This is a genomic window from Pantoea sp. SJZ147 (genome assembly GCF_007828605.1).
In the GTDB taxonomy this organism is placed as follows: Bacteria; Pseudomonadota; Gammaproteobacteria; order Enterobacterales; family Enterobacteriaceae; genus Pantoea; species Pantoea allii.
This window is the reverse complement of record NZ_VIVB01000011.1, coordinates 15,974-39,786: the sequence shown is the minus strand read 5'-3', so window position 1 is coordinate 39,786 and position 23,813 is coordinate 15,974. Positions and strand designations below refer to the sequence as shown.

At 54.4% G+C, this 23,813-nt stretch carries 24 protein-coding genes; 14 read left to right on the top strand and 10 right to left on the bottom strand.

Going from position 1 to position 23,813, the window contains the following annotated elements; genetic code table 11:
- Nucleotides 1-26 precede the first annotated feature (26 nt).
- The 6 genes from aroB to trpS all read left to right on the top strand — a co-directional run bounded on the left by aroB (nucleotide 27) and on the right by trpS (nucleotide 5,608).
- The gene (gene aroB / locus FBY13_RS16255) at nucleotides 27-1,115 is read left to right on the top strand and encodes a 3-dehydroquinate synthase (protein WP_145394610.1); all 1,089 of its coding nucleotides are present in this window, start codon (nucleotides 27-29) and stop codon (nucleotides 1,113-1,115) included.
- Between the two features lie 47 nt (nucleotides 1,116-1,162).
- Nucleotides 1,163-2,266 (top strand): SPOR domain-containing protein, encoded by a 1,104-nt coding sequence (locus FBY13_RS16250; RefSeq protein ID WP_145394681.1) that lies wholly within the window; start codon nucleotides 1,163-1,165, stop codon nucleotides 2,264-2,266.
- Nucleotides 2,267-2,362: 96 nt separating this feature from the next.
- Entirely contained in the window at nucleotides 2,363-3,175 is an 813-nt protein-coding gene (gene dam / locus FBY13_RS16245) for an adenine-specific DNA-methyltransferase (RefSeq protein WP_096011068.1), read from the top strand.
- Between the two features lie 66 nt (nucleotides 3,176-3,241).
- Nucleotides 3,242-3,925 (top strand): ribulose-phosphate 3-epimerase, encoded by a 684-nt coding sequence (gene rpe, locus FBY13_RS16240; RefSeq protein ID WP_014594778.1) that lies wholly within the window; start codon nucleotides 3,242-3,244, stop codon nucleotides 3,923-3,925.
- Nucleotides 3,909-4,586: a phosphoglycolate phosphatase gene (locus tag FBY13_RS16235; protein WP_096011069.1), complete on the top strand. Its 678-nt coding sequence runs from the start codon at nucleotides 3,909-3,911 to the stop codon at nucleotides 4,584-4,586. Before rpe ends, FBY13_RS16235 begins: the two co-directional genes overlap by 17 nt.
- Before the next feature lie 17 nt (nucleotides 4,587-4,603).
- Nucleotides 4,604-5,608 carry a tryptophan--tRNA ligase gene (gene trpS / locus FBY13_RS16230; RefSeq protein WP_063877501.1) on the top strand — a complete coding sequence of 335 codons (1,005 nt, stop codon included), beginning with the start codon at nucleotides 4,604-4,606 and terminating at the stop codon, nucleotides 5,606-5,608.
- A 49-nt stretch (nucleotides 5,609-5,657) separates the two neighbouring features.
- On the opposite strand, the gene cysG is transcribed toward trpS, so the two are convergent.
- From cysG to nirB, 3 genes are all read right to left on the bottom strand, one after another.
- The gene (cysG, locus tag FBY13_RS16225) at nucleotides 5,658-7,022 is read right to left on the bottom strand and encodes a siroheme synthase CysG (protein WP_145394609.1); all 1,365 of its coding nucleotides are present in this window, start codon (nucleotides 7,020-7,022) and stop codon (nucleotides 5,658-5,660) included.
- 82 nt (nucleotides 7,023-7,104) lie between these two features.
- Entirely contained in the window at nucleotides 7,105-7,446 is a 342-nt protein-coding gene (nirD, locus tag FBY13_RS16220; protein WP_063877499.1) for a nitrite reductase small subunit NirD, read from the bottom strand.
- A complete protein-coding gene (gene nirB, locus FBY13_RS16215) occupies nucleotides 7,443-9,983 on the bottom strand; it encodes a nitrite reductase large subunit NirB (protein WP_145394608.1) in 2,541 nt (846 codons plus the stop codon). Before nirB ends, nirD begins: the two co-directional genes overlap by 4 nt.
- Nucleotides 9,984-10,191: 208 nt before the next feature.
- Between nirB and FBY13_RS16210 the strand changes: the two genes are divergently transcribed.
- Nucleotides 10,192-11,475: a cytosine deaminase gene (locus FBY13_RS16210; RefSeq protein WP_063877497.1), complete on the top strand. Its 1,284-nt coding sequence runs from the start codon at nucleotides 10,192-10,194 to the stop codon at nucleotides 11,473-11,475.
- Nucleotides 11,476-11,511: 36 nt separating this feature from the next.
- Here the strand turns inward: FBY13_RS16210 and tsgA are convergent, their stop codons facing one another.
- Nucleotides 11,512-12,690, bottom strand: a complete 1,179-nt coding sequence (gene tsgA / locus FBY13_RS16205) for an MFS transporter TsgA (protein ID WP_063877496.1) — start codon at nucleotides 12,688-12,690, stop codon at nucleotides 11,512-11,514.
- Between the two features lie 260 nt (nucleotides 12,691-12,950).
- On the opposite strand from tsgA, the gene ppiA reads away from it, so the two are divergent.
- The 5 genes from ppiA (at nucleotide 12,951) to FBY13_RS16180 (ending at nucleotide 16,416) form a co-directional block, all read left to right on the top strand.
- Nucleotides 12,951-13,523 carry a peptidylprolyl isomerase A gene (gene ppiA, locus FBY13_RS16200; protein WP_063877495.1) on the top strand — a complete coding sequence of 191 codons (573 nt, stop codon included), beginning with the start codon at nucleotides 12,951-12,953 and terminating at the stop codon, nucleotides 13,521-13,523.
- A gap of 78 nt (nucleotides 13,524-13,601) precedes the next feature.
- Nucleotides 13,602-13,772, top strand: a complete 171-nt coding sequence (locus tag FBY13_RS16195) for a YhfG family protein (protein WP_074180980.1) — start codon at nucleotides 13,602-13,604, stop codon at nucleotides 13,770-13,772.
- A complete protein-coding gene (locus FBY13_RS16190) occupies nucleotides 13,762-14,361 on the top strand; it encodes a putative adenosine monophosphate-protein transferase Fic (RefSeq protein WP_145394607.1) in 600 nt (199 codons plus the stop codon). The genes FBY13_RS16195 and FBY13_RS16190 overlap by 11 nt, the downstream gene beginning before the upstream one ends.
- A gap of 170 nt (nucleotides 14,362-14,531) precedes the next feature.
- Nucleotides 14,532-15,107, top strand: a complete 576-nt coding sequence (locus FBY13_RS16185; protein WP_145394606.1) for an aminodeoxychorismate synthase component II — start codon at nucleotides 14,532-14,534, stop codon at nucleotides 15,105-15,107.
- Between the two features lie 88 nt (nucleotides 15,108-15,195).
- Complete coding sequence (locus FBY13_RS16180; protein ID WP_145394605.1) at nucleotides 15,196-16,416, top strand: aspartate aminotransferase family protein; 1,221 nt, start codon at nucleotides 15,196-15,198, stop codon at nucleotides 16,414-16,416.
- A 1-nt stretch (nucleotide 16,417) separates the two neighbouring features.
- Here FBY13_RS16180 and FBY13_RS16175 read toward each other — a convergent pair whose 3' ends face one another.
- Together FBY13_RS16175 and crp are read right to left on the bottom strand one after the other, a co-directional pair.
- The gene (locus FBY13_RS16175; protein WP_063877491.1) at nucleotides 16,418-18,493 is read right to left on the bottom strand and encodes a YccS/YhfK family putative transporter; all 2,076 of its coding nucleotides are present in this window, start codon (nucleotides 18,491-18,493) and stop codon (nucleotides 16,418-16,420) included.
- A gap of 58 nt (nucleotides 18,494-18,551) precedes the next feature.
- Complete coding sequence (crp, locus tag FBY13_RS16170; RefSeq protein WP_000242758.1) at nucleotides 18,552-19,184, bottom strand: cAMP-activated global transcriptional regulator CRP; 633 nt, start codon at nucleotides 19,182-19,184, stop codon at nucleotides 18,552-18,554.
- A 306-nt stretch (nucleotides 19,185-19,490) separates the two neighbouring features.
- Here crp and FBY13_RS16165 point away from each other — a divergent pair, with 306 nt between their 5' ends.
- Nucleotides 19,491-19,895 carry an OsmC family protein gene (locus FBY13_RS16165; protein ID WP_063877490.1) on the top strand — a complete coding sequence of 135 codons (405 nt, stop codon included), beginning with the start codon at nucleotides 19,491-19,493 and terminating at the stop codon, nucleotides 19,893-19,895.
- A gap of 29 nt (nucleotides 19,896-19,924) precedes the next feature.
- Here the strand turns inward: FBY13_RS16165 and FBY13_RS16160 are convergent, their stop codons facing one another.
- From FBY13_RS16160 to FBY13_RS16150, 3 genes are all read right to left on the bottom strand, one after another.
- Nucleotides 19,925-20,794, bottom strand: coding sequence for a phosphoribulokinase (locus FBY13_RS16160; RefSeq protein ID WP_145394604.1), 870 nt, complete (start codon nucleotides 20,792-20,794; stop codon nucleotides 19,925-19,927).
- A gap of 61 nt (nucleotides 20,795-20,855) precedes the next feature.
- A complete protein-coding gene (locus tag FBY13_RS16155) occupies nucleotides 20,856-21,074 on the bottom strand; it encodes a YheU family protein (protein ID WP_063877488.1) in 219 nt (72 codons plus the stop codon).
- 4 nt (nucleotides 21,075-21,078) lie between these two features.
- Nucleotides 21,079-22,095 (bottom strand): hydrolase, encoded by a 1,017-nt coding sequence (locus tag FBY13_RS16150; RefSeq protein WP_063877487.1) that lies wholly within the window; start codon nucleotides 22,093-22,095, stop codon nucleotides 21,079-21,081.
- 54 nt (nucleotides 22,096-22,149) lie between these two features.
- Between FBY13_RS16150 and FBY13_RS16145 the strand changes: the two genes are divergently transcribed.
- A complete protein-coding gene (locus tag FBY13_RS16145) occupies nucleotides 22,150-22,752 on the top strand; it encodes a LysE family translocator (protein ID WP_063877486.1) in 603 nt (200 codons plus the stop codon).
- Between the two features lie 2 nt (nucleotides 22,753-22,754).
- On the opposite strand, the gene FBY13_RS16140 is transcribed toward FBY13_RS16145, so the two are convergent.
- The gene (locus FBY13_RS16140; RefSeq protein WP_096011076.1) at nucleotides 22,755-23,735 is read right to left on the bottom strand and encodes a LacI family DNA-binding transcriptional regulator; all 981 of its coding nucleotides are present in this window, start codon (nucleotides 23,733-23,735) and stop codon (nucleotides 22,755-22,757) included.
- Nucleotides 23,736-23,813: the final 78 nt, after the last annotated feature.

Here is a 23,813-nt window from a genome sequence, read left to right as displayed (position 1 = left end):
AGGCTCTTTGACAGGTATCGAGCACCATGGAGAAGATCACCGTTTCACTGGGGGAACGTAGTTACCCCATCACTATCTCCGCCGGACTGTTTAACGATCCGGCTTCTTTTTGGCCGTTAAAAGCGGGTGATAATGCCATGCTGGTGACTAACCAGACGCTGGCACCGCTCTACCTTGATAAGGTATCGGCTCTGCTGAAGGCGGCGGGGGTGACAACGGATCAGGTGATTTTGCCCGACGGTGAGCAGTTTAAAACGCTTGCCGTGATGGATCAGGTCTTTACTGCACTACTGCAAAAACCCCATGGTCGTGATACCACGCTGGTGGCGCTTGGCGGTGGTGTTATTGGCGATCTTACGGGTTTTGCGGCGGCAAGCTATCAGCGTGGCGTGCGTTTTATTCAGGTGCCGACAACGCTGCTGTCCCAGGTTGACTCCTCGGTTGGTGGCAAAACGGCCGTTAATCATCCTCTTGGCAAAAACATGATTGGCGCGTTTTATCAGCCCGCGTCTGTCGTGATCGACACCGAGTGTCTTCGCTCACTGCCGCCGCGTGAGCTGGCTTCCGGTCTGGCTGAGGTCATCAAGTACGGCATTATTCTGGACGGTGAATTCTTTCAGTGGCTTGAGCAGAATCTTGATCGTCTTCTGGCGCTGGATGAATCCGCACTGGCCTGGTGTATCCGCCGTTGCTGTGAGTTAAAGGCTGAGGTCGTCGCCGCAGATGAACGCGAGCACGGCCAGCGCGCATTACTTAATCTTGGTCATACTTTTGGTCATGCTATTGAAGCCCATATGGGCTATGGCAACTGGTTACACGGTGAGGCGATTGCTGCTGGGATGGTGATGGCGGCGCGCACGGCGCAACGTCTGGGCCAGTTCAGCGCACAGGACTGCGATCGCGTCATTGCGCTACTGCAACGTGCCGGTTTACCGGTGAACGGGCCGGTAGAGATGCAGGCAGAAGACTATTTGCCGCATATGATGCGTGACAAAAAGGTTCTGGCTGGTGAATTGCGTCTGATACTGCCGCTGTCGATTGGACGTGCTGAAGTGCGCGGTGGCGTAGCTCATGATATGGTGATGGCTGCAATTAATGATTGCCAGAAATCTTGATATTAAGCAGGTAAGTGGTGACGCGGCGCGCGGGTGCGCAGTGCGGGATGCCGCTTTACGGAGGAGGCAGAATGGATGAGTTCAAACCGGATGATGAATTCAAACCGGATGATGAGTTAAAACCTGACGCCAGCGACCGCCGTCCCTCGCGCCCACGTAAATCGTCTTCTGCGACGAAAGCACCGGTATCGCGTCAGCATGTCATGATGGGCGTTGGTATTCTGGTGTTACTGCTGGTAGTGCTGGGAATTGGCTCTGCGCTGAATGGTTCTGACGACAGTAAGTCTTCTTCGGCCAATGGCAACAAGAGCACGCCTGCTACTGGCTCGACAGGTTCTGGCAGCGAAAAAAATATTGACCTGAGTGGCTCAACCGCCATGAGCGGTGGACAGAATGCCGCCGGGACGCCATCACCGTCTGCGACAACGCAGAATGCACCTGGCACGGCATCTTCTCCAGAGGCGACGAATGCGCCACGCGACATTTCCATGCCGCCGGTTGCATCCACGCCGACGCAGGCCGCGCCTGTTGAAACCCCGGCGAATCAGCAGCGTGTTACTTTACCTGGCGATCTGAACACCGCCCTGACGAATCAACAGCAGCAGGTTGATGGCGCGGCTCAGGGGGCAGAAAACAGCAGCTCACTGCCTACGGCACCCGCAACGGTCAGTGGCAAAGCCGGTTCCGCCGCAGCCAATACGCCCGCAGCAGGCCGTACCAACGCAGGCCAGGCCGCATTGACGCCACGCCATACGCGTGAGCAGCCGGCGAAAACCGCCGCTAAGCCGACGGCCAGTGAACATAAAACCCATACCACGCCAGCGCACACCGCAGTGAATAATGCGCCTGCTAAAGCCGCTGGCAACGGTGCAACGGCGAGTAAATCCCTGCCTGGCGGTAATTATACGCTGCAGCTGAGCGGTGCGTCGAAGGCAGAGAGCCTGAATGCCTGGGCGAAGAAACAAAATCTGAGCGCGTATCACGTGTATAAAACAACGCGTAACGGCCAGCCCTGGTATGTGCTGGTAAGTGGTGCATATGCAACACCGGCAGACGCGAAACGTGCCGTAGCTGCGTTGCCTGCTGAAGTGCGCGCACAGAATCCATGGGTGAAACCGGTTAGTCAGGTCAGGAAAGAAGCCAGCCAATAAATGATATGGGGCCGGCAGCTGCTGGTCCCGTTTTAAGCGCAGATCTGCTGTCGGTTCAACCACAGCCTCACAATAAGATGTAAATACCACGACAGCATGAAAAAAAATCGCGCTTTTTTAAAATGGGCGGGGGGAAAATTTCCCTTAGTCGAAGAGATCCACCGTTATTTGCCGCAAGGTGATTGCCTGATCGAACCCTTTGTCGGCGCTGGCTCAGTGTTTCTCAACTCCGATTTTGATCGCTATCACCTGGCCGACATCAACAACGATCTCATCAATCTCTACAACATCGTGAAAACGCGTACGGCGGATTTTATTCGCGATGCGCGTTTGCTGTTCACGCCTGAAGGCAATAACGAAGCCTGCTATTATCAGCTCCGTACTGAATTTAATCTCAGCAAAGACGCTTATCAGCGTGCGCTGTTATTCCTCTATCTCAATCGCCATTGTTACAACGGCCTGTGTCGTTACAATTTGCGCGGCGAGTTCAATGTGCCTTTTGGTCGCTACCGCAAACCTTACTTTCCGGAAGCCGAGCTGCTCTGGTTTGCTGAACGTGCGCAAAAAGCGACGTTTGTCTGCGAATCATACGATGTTACCCTGAACAATGCCCAGAAAGGCTCTGTGGTATATTGTGATCCGCCGTACGCGCCCCTGTCCGCGACGGCTAACTTTACGGCTTACCATACAAATAGTTTCAGTCTGAATGAGCAGCAACATCTGGCGCAACTGGCTGCGAAGCTGGCGTCGGAGAGTCAAATCCCGGTGCTGATTTCTAACCATGATACTGAACTGACGCGTTGCTGGTATCAGGATGCCGTGTTACATGTGGTCAAAGTCCGGCGTTCTATTAGCCGAAGCATAACCGGCCGCACCAAGGTCGACGAACTGCTGGCACTTTATCGCTAGTCTGTTTCGTCCGCGGCCAGGGTATTTCGCCAGCAGTGATGCTGGCGCACAACAGTGGAGAATCGGATGAAACAATATTTGCTGGCCCCTTCAATCCTTTCGGCAGACTTTGCCCGCCTGGGTGAAGACACTGCGAAAGCACTGGCGGCTGGAGGCGACGTGGTTCACTTCGACGTTATGGACAACCACTATGTTCCTAATCTGACGATGGGACCGATGGTACTGAAAGCGCTGCGTGACTACGGTATTACGGCCCCGATCGATGTGCATTTAATGGTGAAGCCCGTGGACGCGTTAATTCCCGAGTTTGCCAAAGCCGGCGCCACCTATATCACCTTCCACCCGGAAGCCAGCGAGCATGTTGACCGTACGCTGCAGCTGATTAAAGAGCACGGTTGCAAGGCCGGTCTGGTGTTTAACCCCGCCACGCCGCTCAGCTACCTCGACTACGTGATGGATAAGCTGGATATCATTCTGCTGATGTCGGTGAATCCCGGTTTCGGTGGACAGTCATTTATTCCGGGCACCCTGGATAAACTTCGTGAAGCGCGTAAACGTATCGATCAGAGCGGCTACAGCATTCGTCTGGAAGTGGATGGTGGCGTGAAAATTGATAACATTGGCCAAATCGCCGCCGCGGGTGCGGATATGTTTGTGGCCGGTTCAGCCATCTTTGGGCATCCGGACTATAAAAAAGTGATCGACGACATGCGGAACGAGCTGGAGAAAGCGAATGGCTCATTTCACTGATATTCACGCGCTGGCGTTCGACCTTGATGGCACGCTGGTCGACAGCGCGCCGGGCCTGGCTGATGCTATCGATCTGACGCTTGCGGACCTGCGTTTGCCTGCCGCTGGCGTCGGGCGCGTGTCCACCTGGATTGGTAACGGTGCGGATATCATGATGTCGCGCGCACTGACCTGGGCACTGGGACGCGAGCCTCAGCAGGATGAGCAGCGCGATGCCCGGGTATTATTTGACAAACATTACGCCAATACGGTGGACGCCGGCAGTACGCTGTTTCCTCAGGTTAAAGAAACGCTGGCAAAACTTCAGGCGCTGAACATCCCGATGGCGATTGTCACCAATAAGCCCACGCCATTCGTTGCGCCTTTGCTGGCCTCCCTGGGGATCGATGGCGCGTTTTCACTGATTATTGGCGGTGACGACGTGGTGGTTAAAAAACCCCATCCTGCTGCTATTTTTCTGGTGCTGGGTAAATTTGGCCTGTTGCCTGACCAACTGCTGTTTGTTGGCGATTCGCGCAATGATATTCTGGCTGCGCAGTCGGCTGGTGTACCCAATATCGGTATGACTTTTGGCTATAACTATGGCGAACCTATTGCCACCAGCCAGCCCGATCTCACCCTTGACTCTTTTGACGACCTTTTGCCCGCTATCGGGCGGTAATTTATCAGGACATAAGCATGAGCAAACCCATCGTTTTCAGCGGCGCACAGCCGTCCGGCGAACTGACCATTGGCAACTATATGGGTGCGCTGCGTCAGTGGGTGCAGATGCAGGACGATTTCCACTGCATTTACTGTATCGTCGACCTGCACGCGATCACCGTTCGCCAGGACCCGACAGCACTGCGTAAAGCCACCTTAGATACGCTGGCGCTGTACCTGGCCTGCGGTATTGATCCAAAGAAAAGCACTGTCTTCGTTCAGTCTCATGTGCCAGAGCACACGCAGCTGAGCTGGATTCTGAACTGCTACACCTATTTTGGTGAGCTGAACCGTATGACGCAGTTCAAAGACAAATCCTCGCGCTATGAAGAAAACATTAACGCGGGATTGTTCAGCTATCCGGTGCTGATGGCCGCAGATATTTTGCTTTATCAGACGACGCAGGTGCCGGTGGGTGAAGATCAGAAACAGCATCTTGAACTGAGTCGCGACATTGCCAGCCGGTTTAATGCCCTGTATGGCGATGTCTTTAAAGTGCCTGAGCCGTTCATTCCTAAATCTGGCGCACGCGTGATGTCCCTGCTGGAACCGACGAAAAAGATGTCTAAGTCGGACGATAACCGCAATAACGTTATCGGCCTGCTGGAAGATCCCAAATCCGTGGTTAAAAAAATCAAGCGTGCGATGACTGACTCTGAAGAGCCACCGGTCATTCGCTATGACGTTAAAGAGAAGGCGGGCGTGTCAAACCTGCTGGACATCCTGTCCGGCGTGACCGGCAAGCCGGTAGCGGAGCTGGAGCAGGAATTTGAAGGCAAAATGTACGGGCACCTGAAAGGCGCGGTCGCGGATGCGGTATCTGGCATGCTGACTGATCTGCAGGAACGTTATCATCGCTTCCGTAACGATGAAGCGTTGCTGGAGCAGGTGATGCGTGAGGGTGCACAAAAAGCCCGTGCTCAGGCGCAGGAAACCCTGAAAAAGGTGTATGCCGCCGTGGGTTTTGTTTCTCAGCCTTAGTCAGTGCTGGCATAACCTCAACGGCGAGCGAAAGCTCGCCGTTGTTGTTTTAAAACCAACGTAATGTTTCGCGCAGGCTGACCACGCTGCCCACGATAATCAGACTGGGGCTGGTAACCTGTTGCGCTAAATCGCTGAGCGCTAGCAGCGTACCGGTAAGAACGCGTTGGTCTGTGCTGGTGCCTTTCTCCACCAGGGCTACGGGCATATCGGCGCGCATGCCGTGATGAATAAGCTGTTGCTGAATTTCTGCTGCCTGCGTGAGGCCCATATAAAACACCAACGTTTGCTGTTCTGCCGCCAGCGTCTGCCAGGCCAGTGAGCCCTGCTTTTGCAGATGGCCGGTGACCAGCCGTACGCTTTGCGCATGGTCGCGATGGGTGAGGGGAATACCGCTGTAGGCGGCACAGCCCGATGCTGCCGTAATGCCGGGCACCACGCTAAAGGGGATCTGATGCTGTGCCAGAATCTCCAGCTCTTCACCGCCCCGGCCAAAGATAAAGGGATCGCCACCTTTCAAACGTACGACCCGTTTACCGCGCTGGGCCTGCTGGAGCAACAGCTGGTTGATCTCATCCTGGGGCACGCAGTGGTGACCTGCACGTTTACCCACAAAGACGCGTTCCGCATCACGACGCACGAGATCGAGAACGGCATCGGAAACCAGCCTGTCGTAAACGATCACATCCGCCTGCTGGATCTGCTGTAAACCTTTGAGCGTCAGTAACCCCGCATCGCCCGGGCCTGCACCGACCAGCACCACTTCACCTTGTGTTCGCCGATCCTCTGCGAACAGGGTTTCGGTTAGTTCATCTGCCCGTGTGTTGTCGCCATTCGCCAGGCTTTGCGCCAGCCTGTCGCTGCTAAAAAAACGTTCCCAGAAGTGGCGACGTTGCGCCATCGCGGTGAACTGCTTTTTCACCCTGCTGCGCAAGGTTCCGGCTCGCTGGGCCAGTTTCCCCAGGTGCTGCGGCAACATCGCCTCCAGTTTTTCACGCAGAAGCCTTGCCAGCACGGGTGCCCGACCACCGGAGGACACGGCAATCATCAGCGGCGATCGGTCAATAATGGAGGGCATGATGGCACTGGCCTGCTCGGGTGCATCGACCAGATTACAAAAGATTTGCTGCGTTTCAGCCACGTCGGCGACCTGTTGATTAACACCCTCATCGTTGGTGGCCGCGACGACCAGCCAGCAGCCCGCCAGCCAGTCCGGGTGAAATTCACCGTGTATCAAGGTCAGCTCTCCCGCTTGCGCCCAGTGCTGAAACGCAGAAGAAAAGGTCAGTGCGCCCACGCTGAGGCTGGCCCCGGCGGCCAGCAGCAGCCGGGCTTTACGCTCGGCGACGTCGCCGGCACCCACCAGCAGGCAGCGTTTGCCTTGCAGGCGACAAAAAAGCGGGAAATAGTCCATAGCCAGTCCTGCTAAAAGCCCGTATTCACGGGCTGGCTTGAGAGGGATAAACGATGATAATTGTTTTGGGGAACAGGTGGCGCTAAATCCGCGCGGGCAGTGCCTTAACCTCAACCTGGCCTGCATTGACGCGGACCGGATACACCGGCACAGAGCGTGATGCATCCTCCATGCAGTATCCATCACGCAGGCGGAAACGCTGTTTTTTCAACGGGCTGGCGACCCACAGTTCGCCCTGATGTTCACCGATAATCCCGCGAGACAGAACGCTGGCGTCTGCAAAAGGGTCAAGGTTACTGAGAGCAAATACGCGATCGTCAGCGCTGGGGCGGAAGACGGCAATCTGATGACCACTGACCCAGGCACAGACGCCGGTGGCAGGCAGGATCTGCGCTAACGGGCAGACGCGGGTCCATTCACTCATAGTGTGTTCTCCTCGATTAGCGTGACGGCGATACGCTCATCCGGGCGCGCCGGACGATGCTGAAGGCGTTCGGCAACGATCTGTACGTTGGGATCGCGCTGAGGTGTATTGATGAAATGGGCAAAACGCACCAGACCTTGCGGGTCCTGCAGCGCCGTTTGCCACTCACATTCGGCGCTGGCGCGCAGAATGCTCAGATCCTGTTCGAGCTGCGGGTTAAGCCCTAAGCTGTCATCAACGATGACGCTGCGCAGGTAGTCGATACCACCTTCAAGGCTCTCCAGCCACAGGGAGGTTCGCTGTAACCGATCGGCGGTGCGGATATAAAACATCATAAAGCGGTCCAGATAAGCAATCAGCGTCGCGTCATCAAGGTCTGCCGCCAGCAGATCGCCATGACGGGGTTTCATGCCGCCATTACCGCACACATACAGGTTCCAGCCTTTTTCCGTCGCGATAACCCCAACATCTTTGCCCTGGGCTTCGGCGCATTCACGGGTGCAACCCGACACGCCGAACTTCATTTTATGCGGCGTGCGAATGCCTTTATAGCGGTTCTCCAGCATGATGCCGAAGCCAAGGCTGTCACCCACGCCATAGCGACACCAGCTGCTGCCTACACAGGTTTTTGCCATGCGGAGCGCTTTGGCATAGGCCTGACCGGTTTCAAATCCGGCGGCGATTAACTGCGACCAGATGGCGGGTAAATCATCTTTTTGCGCACCAAACAGGCCAATACGCTGGGAGCCGGTGATTTTGGTGTAGAGATGATACTGCTGTGCGATGTCGCCAATGACCTTAAGTCCCTGTGGCGTTATCTCCCCGCCCGGTGAACGTGGAATGACAGAATAGGTGCCATCTTTCTGGATATTGCCCAGGAAGTCGTCGTTGCTGTCCTGCAGAGAGGCGTGCTCGGGTTTCAGAATGTACTCGTTCCAGCAGGACGCCAACAGCGAGCCAACAGTCGGTTTACAGATTTCACAGCCATAGCCATGGCCGTGCTTCGCCAGTAGCGCATCAAAGGTTTTAATCCCTTCTACCTTAATCAGGTGATACAACGCCTGACGAGAGTAGGGGAAGTGCTCACATATATGATTATTCACTTCAATGCCCTGATGACTCAGCTCACTGTTCAGGACCTGAGTGATCAGGGGAATACAGCCGCCACAACCGGTGCCGGCTCGGGTTTCGGCCTTGAGCGCGGCGACAGTGTGGCAACCGCCTTTCACGGCGTTAACGATATCGCCTTTACTGACATCAAAGCAGGAGCAGATTTGCGCACTGGCAGGCAGCGCGTCCACCCCAATCGAGGCTTTTTCACCGCTGCCTGCGGGTAAGATCAGCGTTTCCGGATCGGCGGGCAGAGGAATGGCATTCAGCACCAACTGCAGCAGATTACCGTAATCGGCGGTATCGCCCACTAACACCGCGCCCAGCAGCGTTTTGTGGTCCTGACTCACAATCAGTCGTTTGTAGATGGATTTCGCCTCGTCCAGCCAGACAATGCTGCGGGCACCCGGCGTGCTGGCGCGGGTGTCACCAATACCGCCCACGTCAACGCCCAGCAGTTTCAGTTTGGCACTCATATCGGCACCGGCAAACGCATTAGTGCGCCCCAACAGTACATCGCTGGCCACCTGCGCCATTTTATAACCTGGCGCCACCAGGCCATAGGCACGATTGTGCCAGGCGGCGCACTCACCGATGGCGTAGATAGCCGGATCGCTGGTCCGGCACTGGTCGTTGATGGCGATACCGCCGCGCGTACCCAGCGTCAGACCACACTGTTTGGCGATCTTATCCTGTGGGCGGATACCGGTGGAGAACACGATAAAGTCGACATCGAGATGGCTGCCATCAGCGAACAGCAATGTCTTGCCGCCGTTATCATGATGCACAATCTGCTGGGTATTTTTGCCGGTGTGAACCTGCACGCCCATCTGCTCGATCTTATGACGTAACAGCTCACCGCCCTGTTGGTCTACTTGCTCAGCCATTAACACGGGGGCGAATTCAATCACGTGGGTTTCGACGCCCAGATTTTTCAGCGCACCTGCCGCTTCAAGGCCAAGCAGGCCACCACCGATTACCGCACCGCGCTGGCTACGACGCGAACAGGCTTCAATGGCATTCAGATCTTCAATCGTACGGTAGACAAAGCAACCACTGCCCTCTGCGCCCGCAACAGGCGGAATCCACGGGACGGAACCGGTCGCAAAGACCAGCGTGTCATAATGCACGGCGCGCCCGGTGCTGGAGTGAACCCGCTTTTCATCACGGTTAATGGTCATGGCACGCTCGCCCAGCAGCAGATTGACCTGATGTTTTTCGTAGTAGCCCTCCCGGACAAGGGAAAGTTTTTCAGCGGTATGGTGAGCGAAGTAAGCGGAGAGGTGAACGCGATCGTAGGCGACACGGGGTTCTTCACAAAAAACCGTTAAGGAAAACTGACCAGGCGCGGCTTTATCCATGAGTTCTTCGATGAAGCGGTGACCGACCATGCCGTTACCGATAATGACGACACTGTGATTGCTCATTTTTGCCTCAAATTTGCGATATCTGCGGCTACAATAGCGCGGCTTGCCTGGCGCTTATTGATGTACATCAATCGTAATGCGATATACCTCTTCAGGGTGAGTGTCACGATTCAGCGTCCTGCGCGTGCAGTTCACAAAGTCATCTGGAGCAGGGCAGCGCTAACGTGTTAGCTTTAATCAGTAGCGCTTAACTCATCAGGAGCCAGGTATGACAACCGCACCACTTCGCTGGATCAATAATCTGCGTTTGCCCACGCGTGACGGCCTGTGGCAGATAGAAATTGATGAAGGAAAAATCGCCCGTATTTCGGCACAGCCTCAGCAGATAGCCGCCGACGGTGCAGCGCTGGATGCGGAAGGCGGCCTGGCCCTCGCGCCCTTTATTGAACCCCATATTCACCTGGATACAACGCAAACTGCGGGAGAGCCTGCCTGGAATCAGTCTGGTACACTGTTTGAGGGCATTGAACGCTGGGCAGAGCGCAAAGCCTTGCTGAGTCATGAAGATGTCAAACGGCGGGCGATGCAGACGCTGAAGTGGCAAATAGCCAACGGCATACAGTGTGTTCGCACCCATGTCGATGTGTCCGATCCTACCTTAACGGCACTCAAGGCGATGCTGGAACTTAAGGCCGAGATGGCGCCCTGGATTACTCTTCAAATTGTGGCGTTTCCACAGGAAGGCATCCTGTCTTATCCCAATGGCGAAGCATTGCTTGAAGAGGCGCTTCGACTCGGTGCCGATGTCGTTGGGGCCATTCCCCATTTTGAGTTCACCCGGGAATACGGCGTAGAGTCGCTGCATAAAACCTTTGCATTGGCTAACCGTTACGACAGGCTGGTGGATGTGCACTGTGACGAAATTGACGATGAGCAGTCGCGCTTCGTTGAAACCGTGGCTGCGCTGGCACACCGCGACGGCATGGGCGCGCGGGTGACCGCGAGCCATACGACGGCGATGCACTCCTATAACGGGGCTTACACATCGCGTCTGTTTCGGCTACTGAAGCTCTCCGGCATTAACTTTGTCGCCAATCCGCTGGTCAATATTCATTTACAGGGCCGCTTCGACAGTTATCCCAAACGCCGTGGCATTACCCGCGTCAAAGAGCTGCTGGAGGCGGACATCAACGTCTGCTTTGGTCACGACGATGTGTTCGATCCCTGGTATCCGCTGGGCACGGGAAATATGCTCCAGGTGCTACATATGGGATTACACGTGTGTCAGTTGATGGGCTATGAACAAATCAATGCCGGGCTCGATCTGATCACTCACAACAGTGCCAGAACGATGAATCTTTCAGGATATGGCATTCAGCGCGGTCATGATGCCAGCTTGATTATTCTGCCAGCGGAGAATGGTTTCGACGCGGTGAGAAGGCAAGTGCCGGTGCGTTATTCGCTTCGTCGCGGAAACGTTATCGCCGCGACACAGCCTGCCAACAGCGCCATCTGTTTAGAACAGTGGGAAGACGTGACCTTTAAACGCTAAAACACGTGGGCGGCGCGATAACGCCGCCCGACGGAATTAATGCGTGTTGTGACCGTGGGTACGGTGTTTAGTCACCAGACCTAACAGTACGCACATAATAAACACGACCGCGTACAGGCCATTTGCGGTTAACAGCGCGCTGTGAACGCCGCTGTTTTTCACAATTGGTGACGTGACAATAAAGGTCAGCATGGTGCCGACCGTGCCGCAGGTCAGGATAAAGTTAACCAGCTTGGGTGAGGCGACTTTGGTTTGCAGCGAGCCCAGGGTAATAATCGTGGTGTAAATCGCACTAGAGCTAAAGCCCAGCGTTAAGATGATCCACCTCAGCATGCCCGCGTCGTGACTGCTCACGAACCAGTACATCAACACCGTCGCCAGGCCAGCCAGAACCATCAGAATACGTTGCAGATCGAAGAAGCGCAGCAGGAAGCTGAACGCCCACATGCCCACCATATAGGCAGTCCAGAAACTTCCCACCAGTTGGCCGGCATCGTCGATGTTCATGCCCATGACCTTCGTCGCGTACTCGGGCACCCAGGAAATAAAGCCTAACTGACCCAGGATGTAGCATAGCGCCGCGATAGCCAGCAGCAGCACGCCAACGCCCCATTTTTCTTTCTCGACGGTCGGGCTGTTCTCTGGCTTACGCAGCACGGGAAACTCAACAAACAGCGTCATGATGAAAATGCCGACGTAAATCACACCAATGCAGACGTAAACCCAGTACCACGGCAGATGGCGCGCCAGCAGAATACCGGCAAGCACTGGGAAAATGGTGCCTGCCATGCTGAAAAACGAATCCGTGAACAGCAGGCGTGAACCGCGCTGACGGCCTTCATACATGTGGGTAATCAGGAATGTCCCAATCGACATGGTAATGCCGCTGACCACGCCAAGTACGAACATGCACAGTGAAAATACCGACAGATCACGGCTGGTCATTAAGCCGATAACGGCTAATACCATGAGTACAAAGCCAAAAATCAGTTGCCGTTTGAGCGGTACAATCACCATCAACCAGGCATTAAGGAAAACCGCAGCCAGAATGCCGCTGTTCAGGAAGGTGAAGGTGTTACCCATACTGTCGATAGGAATCTGGAAATCTTTCGCAATATCGCCCATTACCATGCCGGTGACAATCACCAGTGCGCCGGTAAGCGCGTACGAGAGAAAGCTAATCCAGGTAAGGCCGATACGATTACGATTTGTCATGTTCTGAACCTGTTGAGAAGCCGGAGGGCCTGAAGCGTCAGAAATTGTAAACGTAACCGTGATCTTAATAAACTAACAGTGAAAACAGATGTCATTCATTTCATCAATACTGTGATTTTAGTCACGAAGCGGAAGCCGCTTTATTCCAGCTATAGTGCGCATTGTTAGCGTAAATATAGGTAAAACGCTGGCTCTTGTATTACATGCTCTTTACAATCAATATCGTTTTTGAGCTAGCTCTCCAAAGTAAGGAATTACTCATGTTTAAACGTACTTTGACAGCGGCAGTTGCCCTGTTAGCGCTCTCTTCTGTTTCCGTCTCAGCTTTAGCGGCTAAAGGTGATACGCATGTCCTGCTTAACACCTCTGCCGGCAATATCGAACTCGAACTGAATAATCAAAAAGCGCCGGTTTCCGTTAAAAACTTCGTGGACTATGTGAACAACGGCTTTTACAACAACACGATTTTTCATCGCGTGATTCCTGGCTTTATGATCCAGGGTGGTGGCTTCACCAGTGAAATGCAGCAAAAGCAGACCAACGCGCCGATCAAAAACGAAGCGGATAACGGCTTACGCAATCTGCGTGGCACTATCTCTATGGCGCGTACCGCCGATAAAGACAGCGCAACCAGCCAGTTCTTCCTGAACGTTACTGACAACGCTTTCCTGGATCATGGTCAACGCGATTTCGGTTATGCCGTGTTTGGTAAGATTGTAAAAGGCCAGGACGTCGTGGACAAAATCTCTCAGGTGCCGACCAAAGACGTGGGCCCCTATCAGAATGTCCCCATCAAGCCCGTGGTCATTCTGTCGGCTAAAGTTTTACCCTAATTCGGTGTAATGCCATCTCGTCTCCGGCAAAGGGGAAATTTGCTCTTATACTTAGGGCAAACCTGAGCAGGAGGCGGTATGGCAAACACACTCACAGATAAACAAAAAGCAGTGCTCTGGCAACAGCGGCGACATGCCAGCTATCGGGCAAGTTGCCGACTCGAAGGCTTTACCCTGACAGAACCTGAAATCAAGGGTGAAGATGCAGAAGAGCGCCTGGCCTCACTGAGGAGGCAATATGGCTGCTAATACTGCCGTTACTCAGGACCCCTACCTGTGGCAAAACGACACTGTGCTAAAAAACCGTCTCGGTATTCACGATGCGGCACAGCTGCGTAAAGCCGAGTTAAGCTTCAGTGCCGCACGACTCGCCACGCTTGAACTGGGCCCGCGCAACGCCGGATTACCCTATCTTTGCCATATCCACCGTACGTTGTTTCAGGACGTTTACAACTGGGCTGGCGAACTGCGTACGCTCGACATCTGGCGCGACGAAACCCCTTTCTGCCATTTCGAGTACATCGAAAAAGAGGGGAATGCGCTGCTGGCAGCACTGGAAGACGAGAAGGGCCTGGCCGATCTCCCTCTGGCTGATTTCGCGAAGCGGATTGCCTGGTACTACTGTGAAATCAATATGCTGCATCCCTTCCGCGAAGGTAACGGCAGGGCGCAGCGTGTTTTCTTCGAGCAGTTGGCTCTGCATGCCGGCTACCTGCTGGCATGGGACAGTCTGAGCGCGGAAGCATGGGTTGCGGCAAATCAGGCCGGAGCGTCCGGTGATGTGCAACTGCTTGAAAAGGCTTTCGCCAGCATCGTCAGTGAAGCCAACGCTGTCTGAACCGTTGCAGCATAAGGGAGACGCCAGCAGTGTGCCTCCCTGTGCGACATGGGCTTTCCTGCTTCCCCGCATCACACTCACCCTGAACAGCATGGTAAGATGCCGCTCTGGACATCACTCTGGATGCCGAGCGATGCGCGCATCCTCCCGGTCTGCCTGAAACCATAACCATGCTGCTGCTTATTGATAACTACGACTCATTTACCTGGAACCTCTACCAGTATTTTTGCCAACTGGGAGCTAACGTACGGGTAGTGAGAAATGATGCCATCACTCTTGATGAGATGTGCGCCCTGCCGCTGAGCCATTTGGTGATCTCGCCCGGCCCCTGTACGCCCGATCAGAGCGGTATTTCGTTGCAGGCCATTCGCCACTTCGCTGGTCGTCTTCCGGTGTTAGGTGTTTGCCTGGGTCATCAGGCCATCGCTCAGGTTTTCGGTGCGCAGATTGTGCGTGCCCGCGACGTGATGCATGGTAAAACCTCGGCGATACAGCACAATGGTGGTGGTGTGTTCCGTGGCCTTAATCAGCCGTTGACCGTGACGCGCTACCACTCTCTTATCGTTAAAGCGGATACGCTGCCTGATGAATTTGATGTCACGGCCTGGAGCCTGCGCGACGGTCAGCCGGATGAGATTATGGGGATTCGCCATAAAACCCTGGCGCTGGAAGGCGTGCAGTTTCACCCCGAGAGCATCCTCAGTGAGCAGGGGCACCTGCTGTTAGCTAATTTCCTGAATCAGTGAAGTTGTGTTTGCCTTTAAGTGATTTTTTATGCATATTTCATGATTATTATTTCATCTTGACTCAACGAACCAGTTAACGAGGTTGTCAATGGCAGCGGAAAATATAGCGGTAACGCGGGAGACGTTCGATCAGGTTATTTTGCCTGTTTATGCACCTGCACAGTTTGTACCGGTAAAAGGCAAAGGGAGCCGAGTCTGGGATCAGCAGGGCAAAGAGTATATCGACTTCTCTGGCGGGATTGCCGTCACCGCACTGGGCCATTGTCACCCGGCGCTGGTTGAAACCCTGAAGAAACAGGGTGAAACCTTGTGGCATACCAGCAATTTGTTCACCAATGAACCTGCGCTGCGGCTGGCCAGTAAACTCATCAACGCGACCTTTGCGGAGCGGGTCTTTTTTGCTAATTCCGGTGCGGAAGCCAATGAAGCCGCCTTTAAGCTGGCTCGTTATTATGCCTGCAAACGCCACAGCCCGTTCAAAAGTAAAATTATTGCCTTTCATAATGCCTTTCACGGCCGGACGTTGTTCACCGTAACGGTGGGTGGACAGCCAAAGTATTCCGATGGTTTTGGTCCGAAACCCGCCGATATCGTTCACGTGCCTTTCAACGACCTGGATGCGGTAAAAGCCGTCATTGACGATCATACCTGCGCGATTGTGGTGGAGCCGATTCAGGGCGAGGGCGGTGTGATGCCGGCCACGCCAGCGTTTCTGCAGGGCTTACGTGAACTGTGCGACAAACACCAGGCGCTGCTGGTACTGGATGAAGTACAAAGCGGCATGGGACGTAGCGGTAAATTGTTTGCCTATGAGCACTGTGGCGTGACGCCAGACATTCTGACCTCGGCGAAGGCGCTGGGCGGTGGTTTTCCGGTCAGTGCGATGCTGACCACGAATGAGGTGGCCTCAACCATGGCACCTGGCGTTCATGGCACCACCTATGGCGGAAACCCGCTGGCCTGTGCGATTGCAGAAACCGCGCTGGATATCATCAATACACCAGAGGTGTTGAATGGCGTGGAAATCCGTCGTCAGCAGTTTGTGGAGGCCCTTAAGGCGATTGATGCGCGTCACGATCTGTTCAGCGATATCCGGGGTAAAGGTCTACTGATTGGTGCAGCCCTGAAACCGCAACATGCGGGCAAAGCGCGCGATATCCTGAATGCGTCAGCCGCAGAAGGCGTGATGGTGCTGGTGGCCGGGACCGATGTGATGCGCTTTGCGCCATCGCTGATTATCGAGCCTGCCGATATAGAAGAGGGCATGACGCGCTTTGCCAACGCGGTAGAGAAGGTGCTGTCGGCCTGAGTTATTTCCGGCGCAGACTGCGCATCAGCCAGCGGCCATGATGAGGCCGCTGGTTCCAGGCCAAAGATGAGATCGTGTGCATCACTTTCAGATGATCAAGAATGCGCCGGACGTGCTGCTCCAGCACCGTGACGGGCCCCTCGTTAATATCTTCAACGCCCTGCAGCAGATCCGTCTGCGAACTTTCCCCATCATATTCCAGTCGTTGCTGGCAACGTTGCAGCGCAATCTCGCACCATTGCAGATAGTGCTCAGCCAGCGTGGGCGGCAGCATGGTGTGTTCGCGCGCCAGAATCGTCATGGCATTGATGTGTTCAACAATAAACTGGCAGTGCGTGACCCATAAGCGCATATCCTGCAGGTAGCGTGAGTTAAATCCCGGCTCCTGCATCGCCTGATTCAGGGAATTAAACACCGCGTTATGGGCCTGGTTGACCTTAATCCGCTGGTAAGCCAGCTTATCTGGAGACTGCTCCGGGCCGAGTAACATCCGCAGTGCGTCCTGACAGGCCTCCAGTGCATCATGCGCATTCTGACGCAACAACGCGCTCTGCCACTGCGGCCACAGCCATAACATGCCACCAAAGGCGATCAGGCAACCCATCAGCGTATCCAGCAGGCGGGGCAATAAAAACTGTGCCCCGTTAAGGGAGAGCAGTTGCAGCGTATAAACGGCCGTGACCGTAAATCCTACCATCGACCAGCCGTAAAACTGTCGGGTAAAGCGATAGCTGATAAAGGTAATGGCCAGCATGATGCTCAACACCAGCGGTTCTGGCACATCCAGGCGCAGCGAGGCTGCCGCAATGACCAACCCGGCAAAGGTGCCCAGGGCCCGGTGCTGGATACGAACCCGGGTTGCACTGTAGTTGCTCTGGCTGACAAACATGATTGTCATCAAAATCCAGTAGGGCTTTGGAATGGAGAAAAACACCGCCAGGGCGCTGCCCAGCATCAGCATGACGGCAAAACGACCGGCGGTGCGCAGCGCGGAAGAACGCAACGACAGATAGCTTCGCAGCGCGGGCAGCAGCGGCAAACGACGCTGGCGATCGGCCATCAGGTCACGTTGATAAAGCGGCTTTTGGGTACGAAGTACCCGGGCGATGCGGCTGAAATGATAGAGGCAGAAGTTACCCACCGGATTGTCCGGATGCTGGCGGGCGATTTTTTCCAGCGCACCCAGCTGCTTGTCCATATCAAAACGGCTGGAGAGTTGGTGATACAGAATATCGTCGGCCAGCTCGCGCAGTCGGGCTGAAATCGTCCTGGCATTCCAGCGGATAACGGCTTCCGCATGGCTTTGTTCCACCAGCTTCTGGACTTCTTCCGGCTGATGCAGGCTGACGGAGATATGTTCCTGTAAATCCAGCGCCACCTGAAATGCCCGGGTCAGACGTTTATGGCTGTGATCGCGGCTTGCGGACAACATATGCATCTGTTGGTAGCAGGTGTTAATCAGGTCGACCGCTTTTTGCTGACGCACCAGCAGGGGCGGCAGGGCTTTTTCAGGATCGGTAAGCTGCGTCAGCAAGCTGTACTTTGCGTCACAGTAATTTGCCAGCTCACGGTAGATTAAACTCAGGCTTTCACGCATCGGCTGCTCTTTCCACAGCCAGAACCAAAACCAGTTGAATAATCCGTACCAGAGTGTACCGCCGATATAGAGCAGCGGAGGCACGTAAATGGGCATACGGCCAATCAGGCTGATGGTAAAAATCGCGGCAATGAGCGTACCGGGCAGCAGTCGGGCGTGCAGCGGGCTGATTTCACCGGTGACGCCAAGGAGTAACGGCATCGCAAACAGAATCAACGGCAGAGGGACGTCTTTGAGCAGTAGCCACTGCATCAGCAAACTGCCAAAGGCAAACAGGCTGCCGCCAATAATCAGGCGCTTAAAGAAACGTTTGTGCGGTGTATCCAGGCCAGCAATATTGCAGCAGGCGGGAACTAATGAGAACAGCAACCCTTTTTGCAGATCGCCAAACAGCCAGCCGAGCGCGACCGGAAGGCACAACACCAGAGTCTGGCGCAGCGCATAGTTAACTTCGGGGTGATAAATTATTCTTCGCCACATGGGCTCAACACAAGATATTCACGGCATAATGTTGCCATCACGCCGTGAATAATAAGGCTTAGCGGGTGCCGTAAACAACGATGGTTTTGCCGTGTGCGGAGATCAGATTCTGATCTTCCAGCATCTTCAAGATACGGCCCACGGTTTCACGTGAACAACCAACGATTTGGCCAATTTCCTGACGAGTAATTTTAATTTGCATGCCGTCAGGATGCGTCATGGCGTCAGGCTGTTTAGCCAGGTTAAGCAACGTCTGTGCAATGCGTCCGGTGACATCCAGGAACGCGAGATTTCCCACTTTTTCTGACGTCACCTGGAGACGGCGCGCCATCTGTGAAGAAAGACGCATCAGAATATCCGGGTTAACCTGGATGAGCTGACGGAATTTCTTGTAGGAAATTTCTGCTACTTCGCACGCCGTTTTCGCACGTACCCAGGCGCTGCGTTCCTGACCTTCTTCAAACAGGCCAAGCTCACCAATAAAATCGCCTTGATTCAGGTAAGAAAGAATCATCTCCTTGCCTTCTTCATCCTTAATCAGTACCGCGACGGAACCTTTCACGATGTAGTAAAGCGTTTCGGCTTTTTCACCTTGATGAATCAGCGTACTTTTGGATGGATACTTGTGAATATGGCAATGGGACAGGAACCATTCAAGTGTAGGGTCTGTTTGCGGTTTGCCGAGAACCATTCGCTATTATCCTCTATTGTAATCGTGCCCAAAATACAGGGCTCTGTTTCCCTGCCAGGCGATGAAAGCGTTAAGCGTGTTTCCATTCAGGAAATTATTCGGGCTGCATTCGGCGCAGAGCGCATAATTCTTCCCGGCTTCATCTTCGGATGACGAAAAAATATTTTTCAGCACTGTTTGTAGCACAGCTTTCGCCGACTGTCTTGTGTTGTCTCGCTTCAGCAATGAGGCTGATTTCTCTGGATTGCTGTTTACCAGGCAAAAGCGTACTCTGGCGCAAAAACAGGGTATTCTGGGGGCGAAATTATGCAGGCAAGAGTCAAATGGGTTGAAGGGTTAACATTCCTCGGCGAATCATCATCCGGCCATCAGGTCTTAATGGATGGTAATTCCGGTGATAAAGCGCCCAGTCCTATGGAAATGGTGCTGATGGCGGCCGGTGGATGCAGCGCAATTGATGTGGTTTCAATTTTGCAAAAAGGCCGCAACGATGTGGCTGATTGCGAAGTAAAACTCGAATCAGAGCGTCGGGAAGAAGCCCCTCGCATCTTTACCCGTATCAACCTGCATTTTATCGTGAGTGGAAAAGCACTTTCAGATAAAGCCGTGGCGCGTGCGGTCGACCTGTCGGCGGAAAAATATTGCTCGGTTGCCATTATGTTAGGCAAAGGGGTCGCGATCACCCACAGCTACGAGGTTATCGAGCTGTGATCTCTCAGAGGCCCGCGCGGCCTCTGATTTTATTCAATGCTTTTGCCTTCCATGAGCCGTTTCACCAACGGCGCCATAATCAACTCCATCGCCAGCCCCATTTTTCCGCCCGGTACCACCAGCGTATTGATATTGGAAATGAACGATCCCTGCAGCATGGCCAGCAGATAAGGGAAATCAATATCTTCCAGACACTGAAAGTGAATGACGACAAAACTCTCATCCAGCGAAGGAATGGTGCGGGCCGCAAACGGGTTGGAGGTATCCACGGTAGGGACGCGCTGAAAGTTGATATGGGTGCGTGAGAATTGTGGCGTTATGAAGTTGATGTAATCTTCCATTGAGCGCACAACCGAATCCATGACGGCCTCACGGGAATGGCCGCGTTCACCGGTATCGCGGACCAGCTTCTGAATCCACTCCAGGTTGACAATCGGCACCACGCCGACCAGTAAATCCACCTTTTCAGCGACGTTATGCTGAGCCGTCATCACCCCGCCGTGCAGTCCTTCATAAAAAAGCACGTCCGTATCCGGGGGCAGCGGCTGCCACGGCGTAAAGGTGCCCGGCACCTGATTCCAGGGCACGGCTTCGTCGTAGGTGTGCAGGTATTTCCGTGACTGGCCTTTGCCGTGCTCACCGTATTCAACAAAGGTTTGTTCCAGCAGGCCAAAGTCATTCGCTTCCGGGCCAAAATAGCTGATGTGGCGACCCAGATCGCGTGCTTTACGAATCGCCATATCCATTTCTGGCCGGGTAAAACGGTGAAAGCTGTCACCTTCCAGCTCGGCAGCGTGCAAATTGAGTTGCTGAAAAATTTTACGGAATGCCAGGCTGGTGGTGGTGGTTCCCGCGCCACTGGAACCCGTTACCGCAATGATCGGATGGCGTGCAGACATAGTAAAACTCCCTGTGAAGTCGGGCGATGAGCATTGTTAGCACGATTTTTCATTCTGTGCATCAGCCGCGAAACTCGCTTTTGCGCATGATGTTTACCGATTCGTGAAGCTCAGACCAGACCAGAACCACCTCACCTTGCTGCAGCTGACGTCGCACATCGGCGACTTTTTCCGTCAGGCTGAGCTCCTGTTCACCGTAGTCGGTGCCTTCGCGCAGGACAAAGGCTTCAATTAAATTTTCGAGGGTTTCGGGGGAAACCTGTTGCCAGGGAATCATCACAGGGTTAGCTATCCAGATAAGGGGAAATCCACTGTGGCACGCGCTGTTCCAGCCACAACTGAGGCTGGCGCAAGGTGCCACCAACAAAGCCAACATGACCGCCATGGCGCGTCAGCTGATAGGTAATAGTGGCAGATAATTGGTCATTCTGCGGGATCACCTCATCACTCATAAACGGGTCGTCTTTCGCATGGATGATCAGCAACGGTTTTGCCACCGAGCGAAGCAGCGGCATGGCGCTGGCGCGGCGATAATAATCCGTGGCATCGGCAAAGCCATGTGCGCGGGCGGTGATCGCGTCGTCGAAGTCTCGCAGGCGGCGCAGGGCGCTGAGCTGTTTAAGATCAATCGGTAAAGTGTCAGGCCATGCGTGCAGTTTGCGCTGAGCATTCTTTTTAAGCTGGCTCAGCAGGTAACGCTGATAAACCTGGGAAAAACCACGTTCCAGTCGGGCGCTGCAGGGCTCAAGCAGCAGCGGCGCAGAAACAATAACGCCGGCATCAATGACGGCATCATTGCCCTGTTGCCCCAGCAGGCAACCCAGCATGTTCCCGCCCAGTGAGAACCCCACCGCGGCGGTCGGAACGCGGCCCCAGCGCGTCGTCAGCCAGTTCAGGAAAAAGCGTGCATCCTCGGTTTCTCCTGAGTGATAAATCCGGTTCAGACGATTCGGTTCGCCGCTGCAGCCGCGAAAGTGCATCACTACGGCCAGCCAGCCACGTTGTTTGCAGACCTGCATCAGGCCGTGGATATAAGGACTGTGGAAACTGCCTTCCAGACCATGAAACAACACCACGCGCGGTTTATGCTGTGCAAACTGCGGATCTTCACTCCAGGCCAGGTCGACAAAATCACCATCGGGTAAATCAAGCCGTTGCCAGTGAGGCGTGACTCTTATCGTGCGGCGGATGAGGCGCGGCAGCAGGGTTTGCAGATGAGGATTCGCCAGGCCGCGCACAGGGATAAACGCCGCGCCATCCGGGCCCGAAAATTTCATGTTGTAAAGGCTTGTCTGTTCCATATCACACTGTTAGCTTCGATAAGTTTTTACATAATGGAGGGAGAACCCGGTTAAATGGAACTCAGTCTTTTTTTATCACTGTTAGGGTTTCTCTGGGTCGCGGCGATAACACCCGGACCTAATAATATGTTACTCACCGCCTCAGGTGCCAACTTTGGTTTTATTCGCACCATTCCGTTGATGGTTGGCATCATGATTGGTATGCAGCTGATGCTCCTCATGGTGGCGTTTGGCGTAGGGGGATTGATTCTGCTCTATCCCTCATTGCACCTGATTCTGAAAGTGGCCGGTAGCCTCTATTTGCTGTGGCTGGCATGGAAAATTGCCACCGCTGCCTATGAAAAGCTCGAGACTGATGCGGTGCCGGTCGCGCCCATGCCTTTCTGGCAGGGAGGATTGTTGCAGCTGATCAATCCCAAAGCCTGGTTAATGGCCCTGGGGGCGATAGCGAGCTTTAGCCTGGCCGGTGCCGGTTATCATCACTCTGTACTGTTAATCAGCGGGGGGATGTTTATGGTCAATCTGGTGGCGGGCATTATCTGGATGGGCTTTGGCGCCATGATCGGCCGCATTTTACGCAGTCCGCGCGCGTGGAAAATATTTAACCTCAGCATGGGGCTGTTAACGGCGGCATGCGTACTGCTGATCTGGCACTGATCCTAACTGGACGCACGCTCCAGGCGTTTCCAGGGTAACACTTCCCTGACAACCGGCGCGTGCGGCTGGCGAATTTTCTTCAGGAGCAACTGTACGCTGCGTGCACCCAGCTGATACATCGGTTGCTCTATGGTGGTCAACGGCGGATTCAGGCTACTGGTAAACGGGATACCGTCAAAACCGACCACGGCGAGATCGTCCGGTACGCGCAAGCCAGCTTCCAGCGCCGCATGGACCACGCCAACTGCCAGCACATCGGAAACGGCAAAGACGGCGTCCGGTCGTTCTGGCAGGCGCAACATCTCCTGTAACGCCCGGCTGCCTTCCTCACAGGAAATGCCTTCGGTATACACCACCTCTGCCCAGCCCAAATCCGACTGTTCGATGGCCTGGCGATAGCCCTGCTCACGATACTGGGAATACAGATAACGCAGGTCGCCATTCACCAGCGCGATGCGCTTGCGGCCCCTGGCGGCAAGGTAATGTATGGTGTCACGGGCGGCTTCAAGATGATCAATGGAGACCGAGGAGGCCGCAATCTGTGGATCAAACTCACAGCACTGAATCCAGGGCGAATCGCCGATGATATCAATAAGGCTTTGCAGGCCGGCCGCCGCGTCCATCGTAATGACGCCATCAACCACTTTGCCCGTTAACAGCGTCAGGTAAGCAGCCTCACGTTTAAACTGTGAGGCAGAATTACACAGCAGGATGTGGTAGCCGTGCATTTCTGCTTCCGCTTCAATGCCTTGCACCACCCGGGCGCAAAAGGGATTGGTGATATCTGAAATCAGTACCAGCAACATATGGCTTTGCGAGGTACGCAGTTGACGGGCTAACAGGTTGGGTTGATAGCCGCTTGTGGAAATGGCATCCAGCACTTTCTGACGCGTATCCGCCTTCACACCTGGGTGAGCGTTAAGCACGCGGGATACCGTGGCCTTAGACACGCCAGCTAACAGGGCAACTTTGTCGATCGACATCGAACTCGCAGACCTCACCAGGGAGCAAATAATAGCGCATATCAATAGCACAACCTGCATGTGAGCGCCTGACAAATT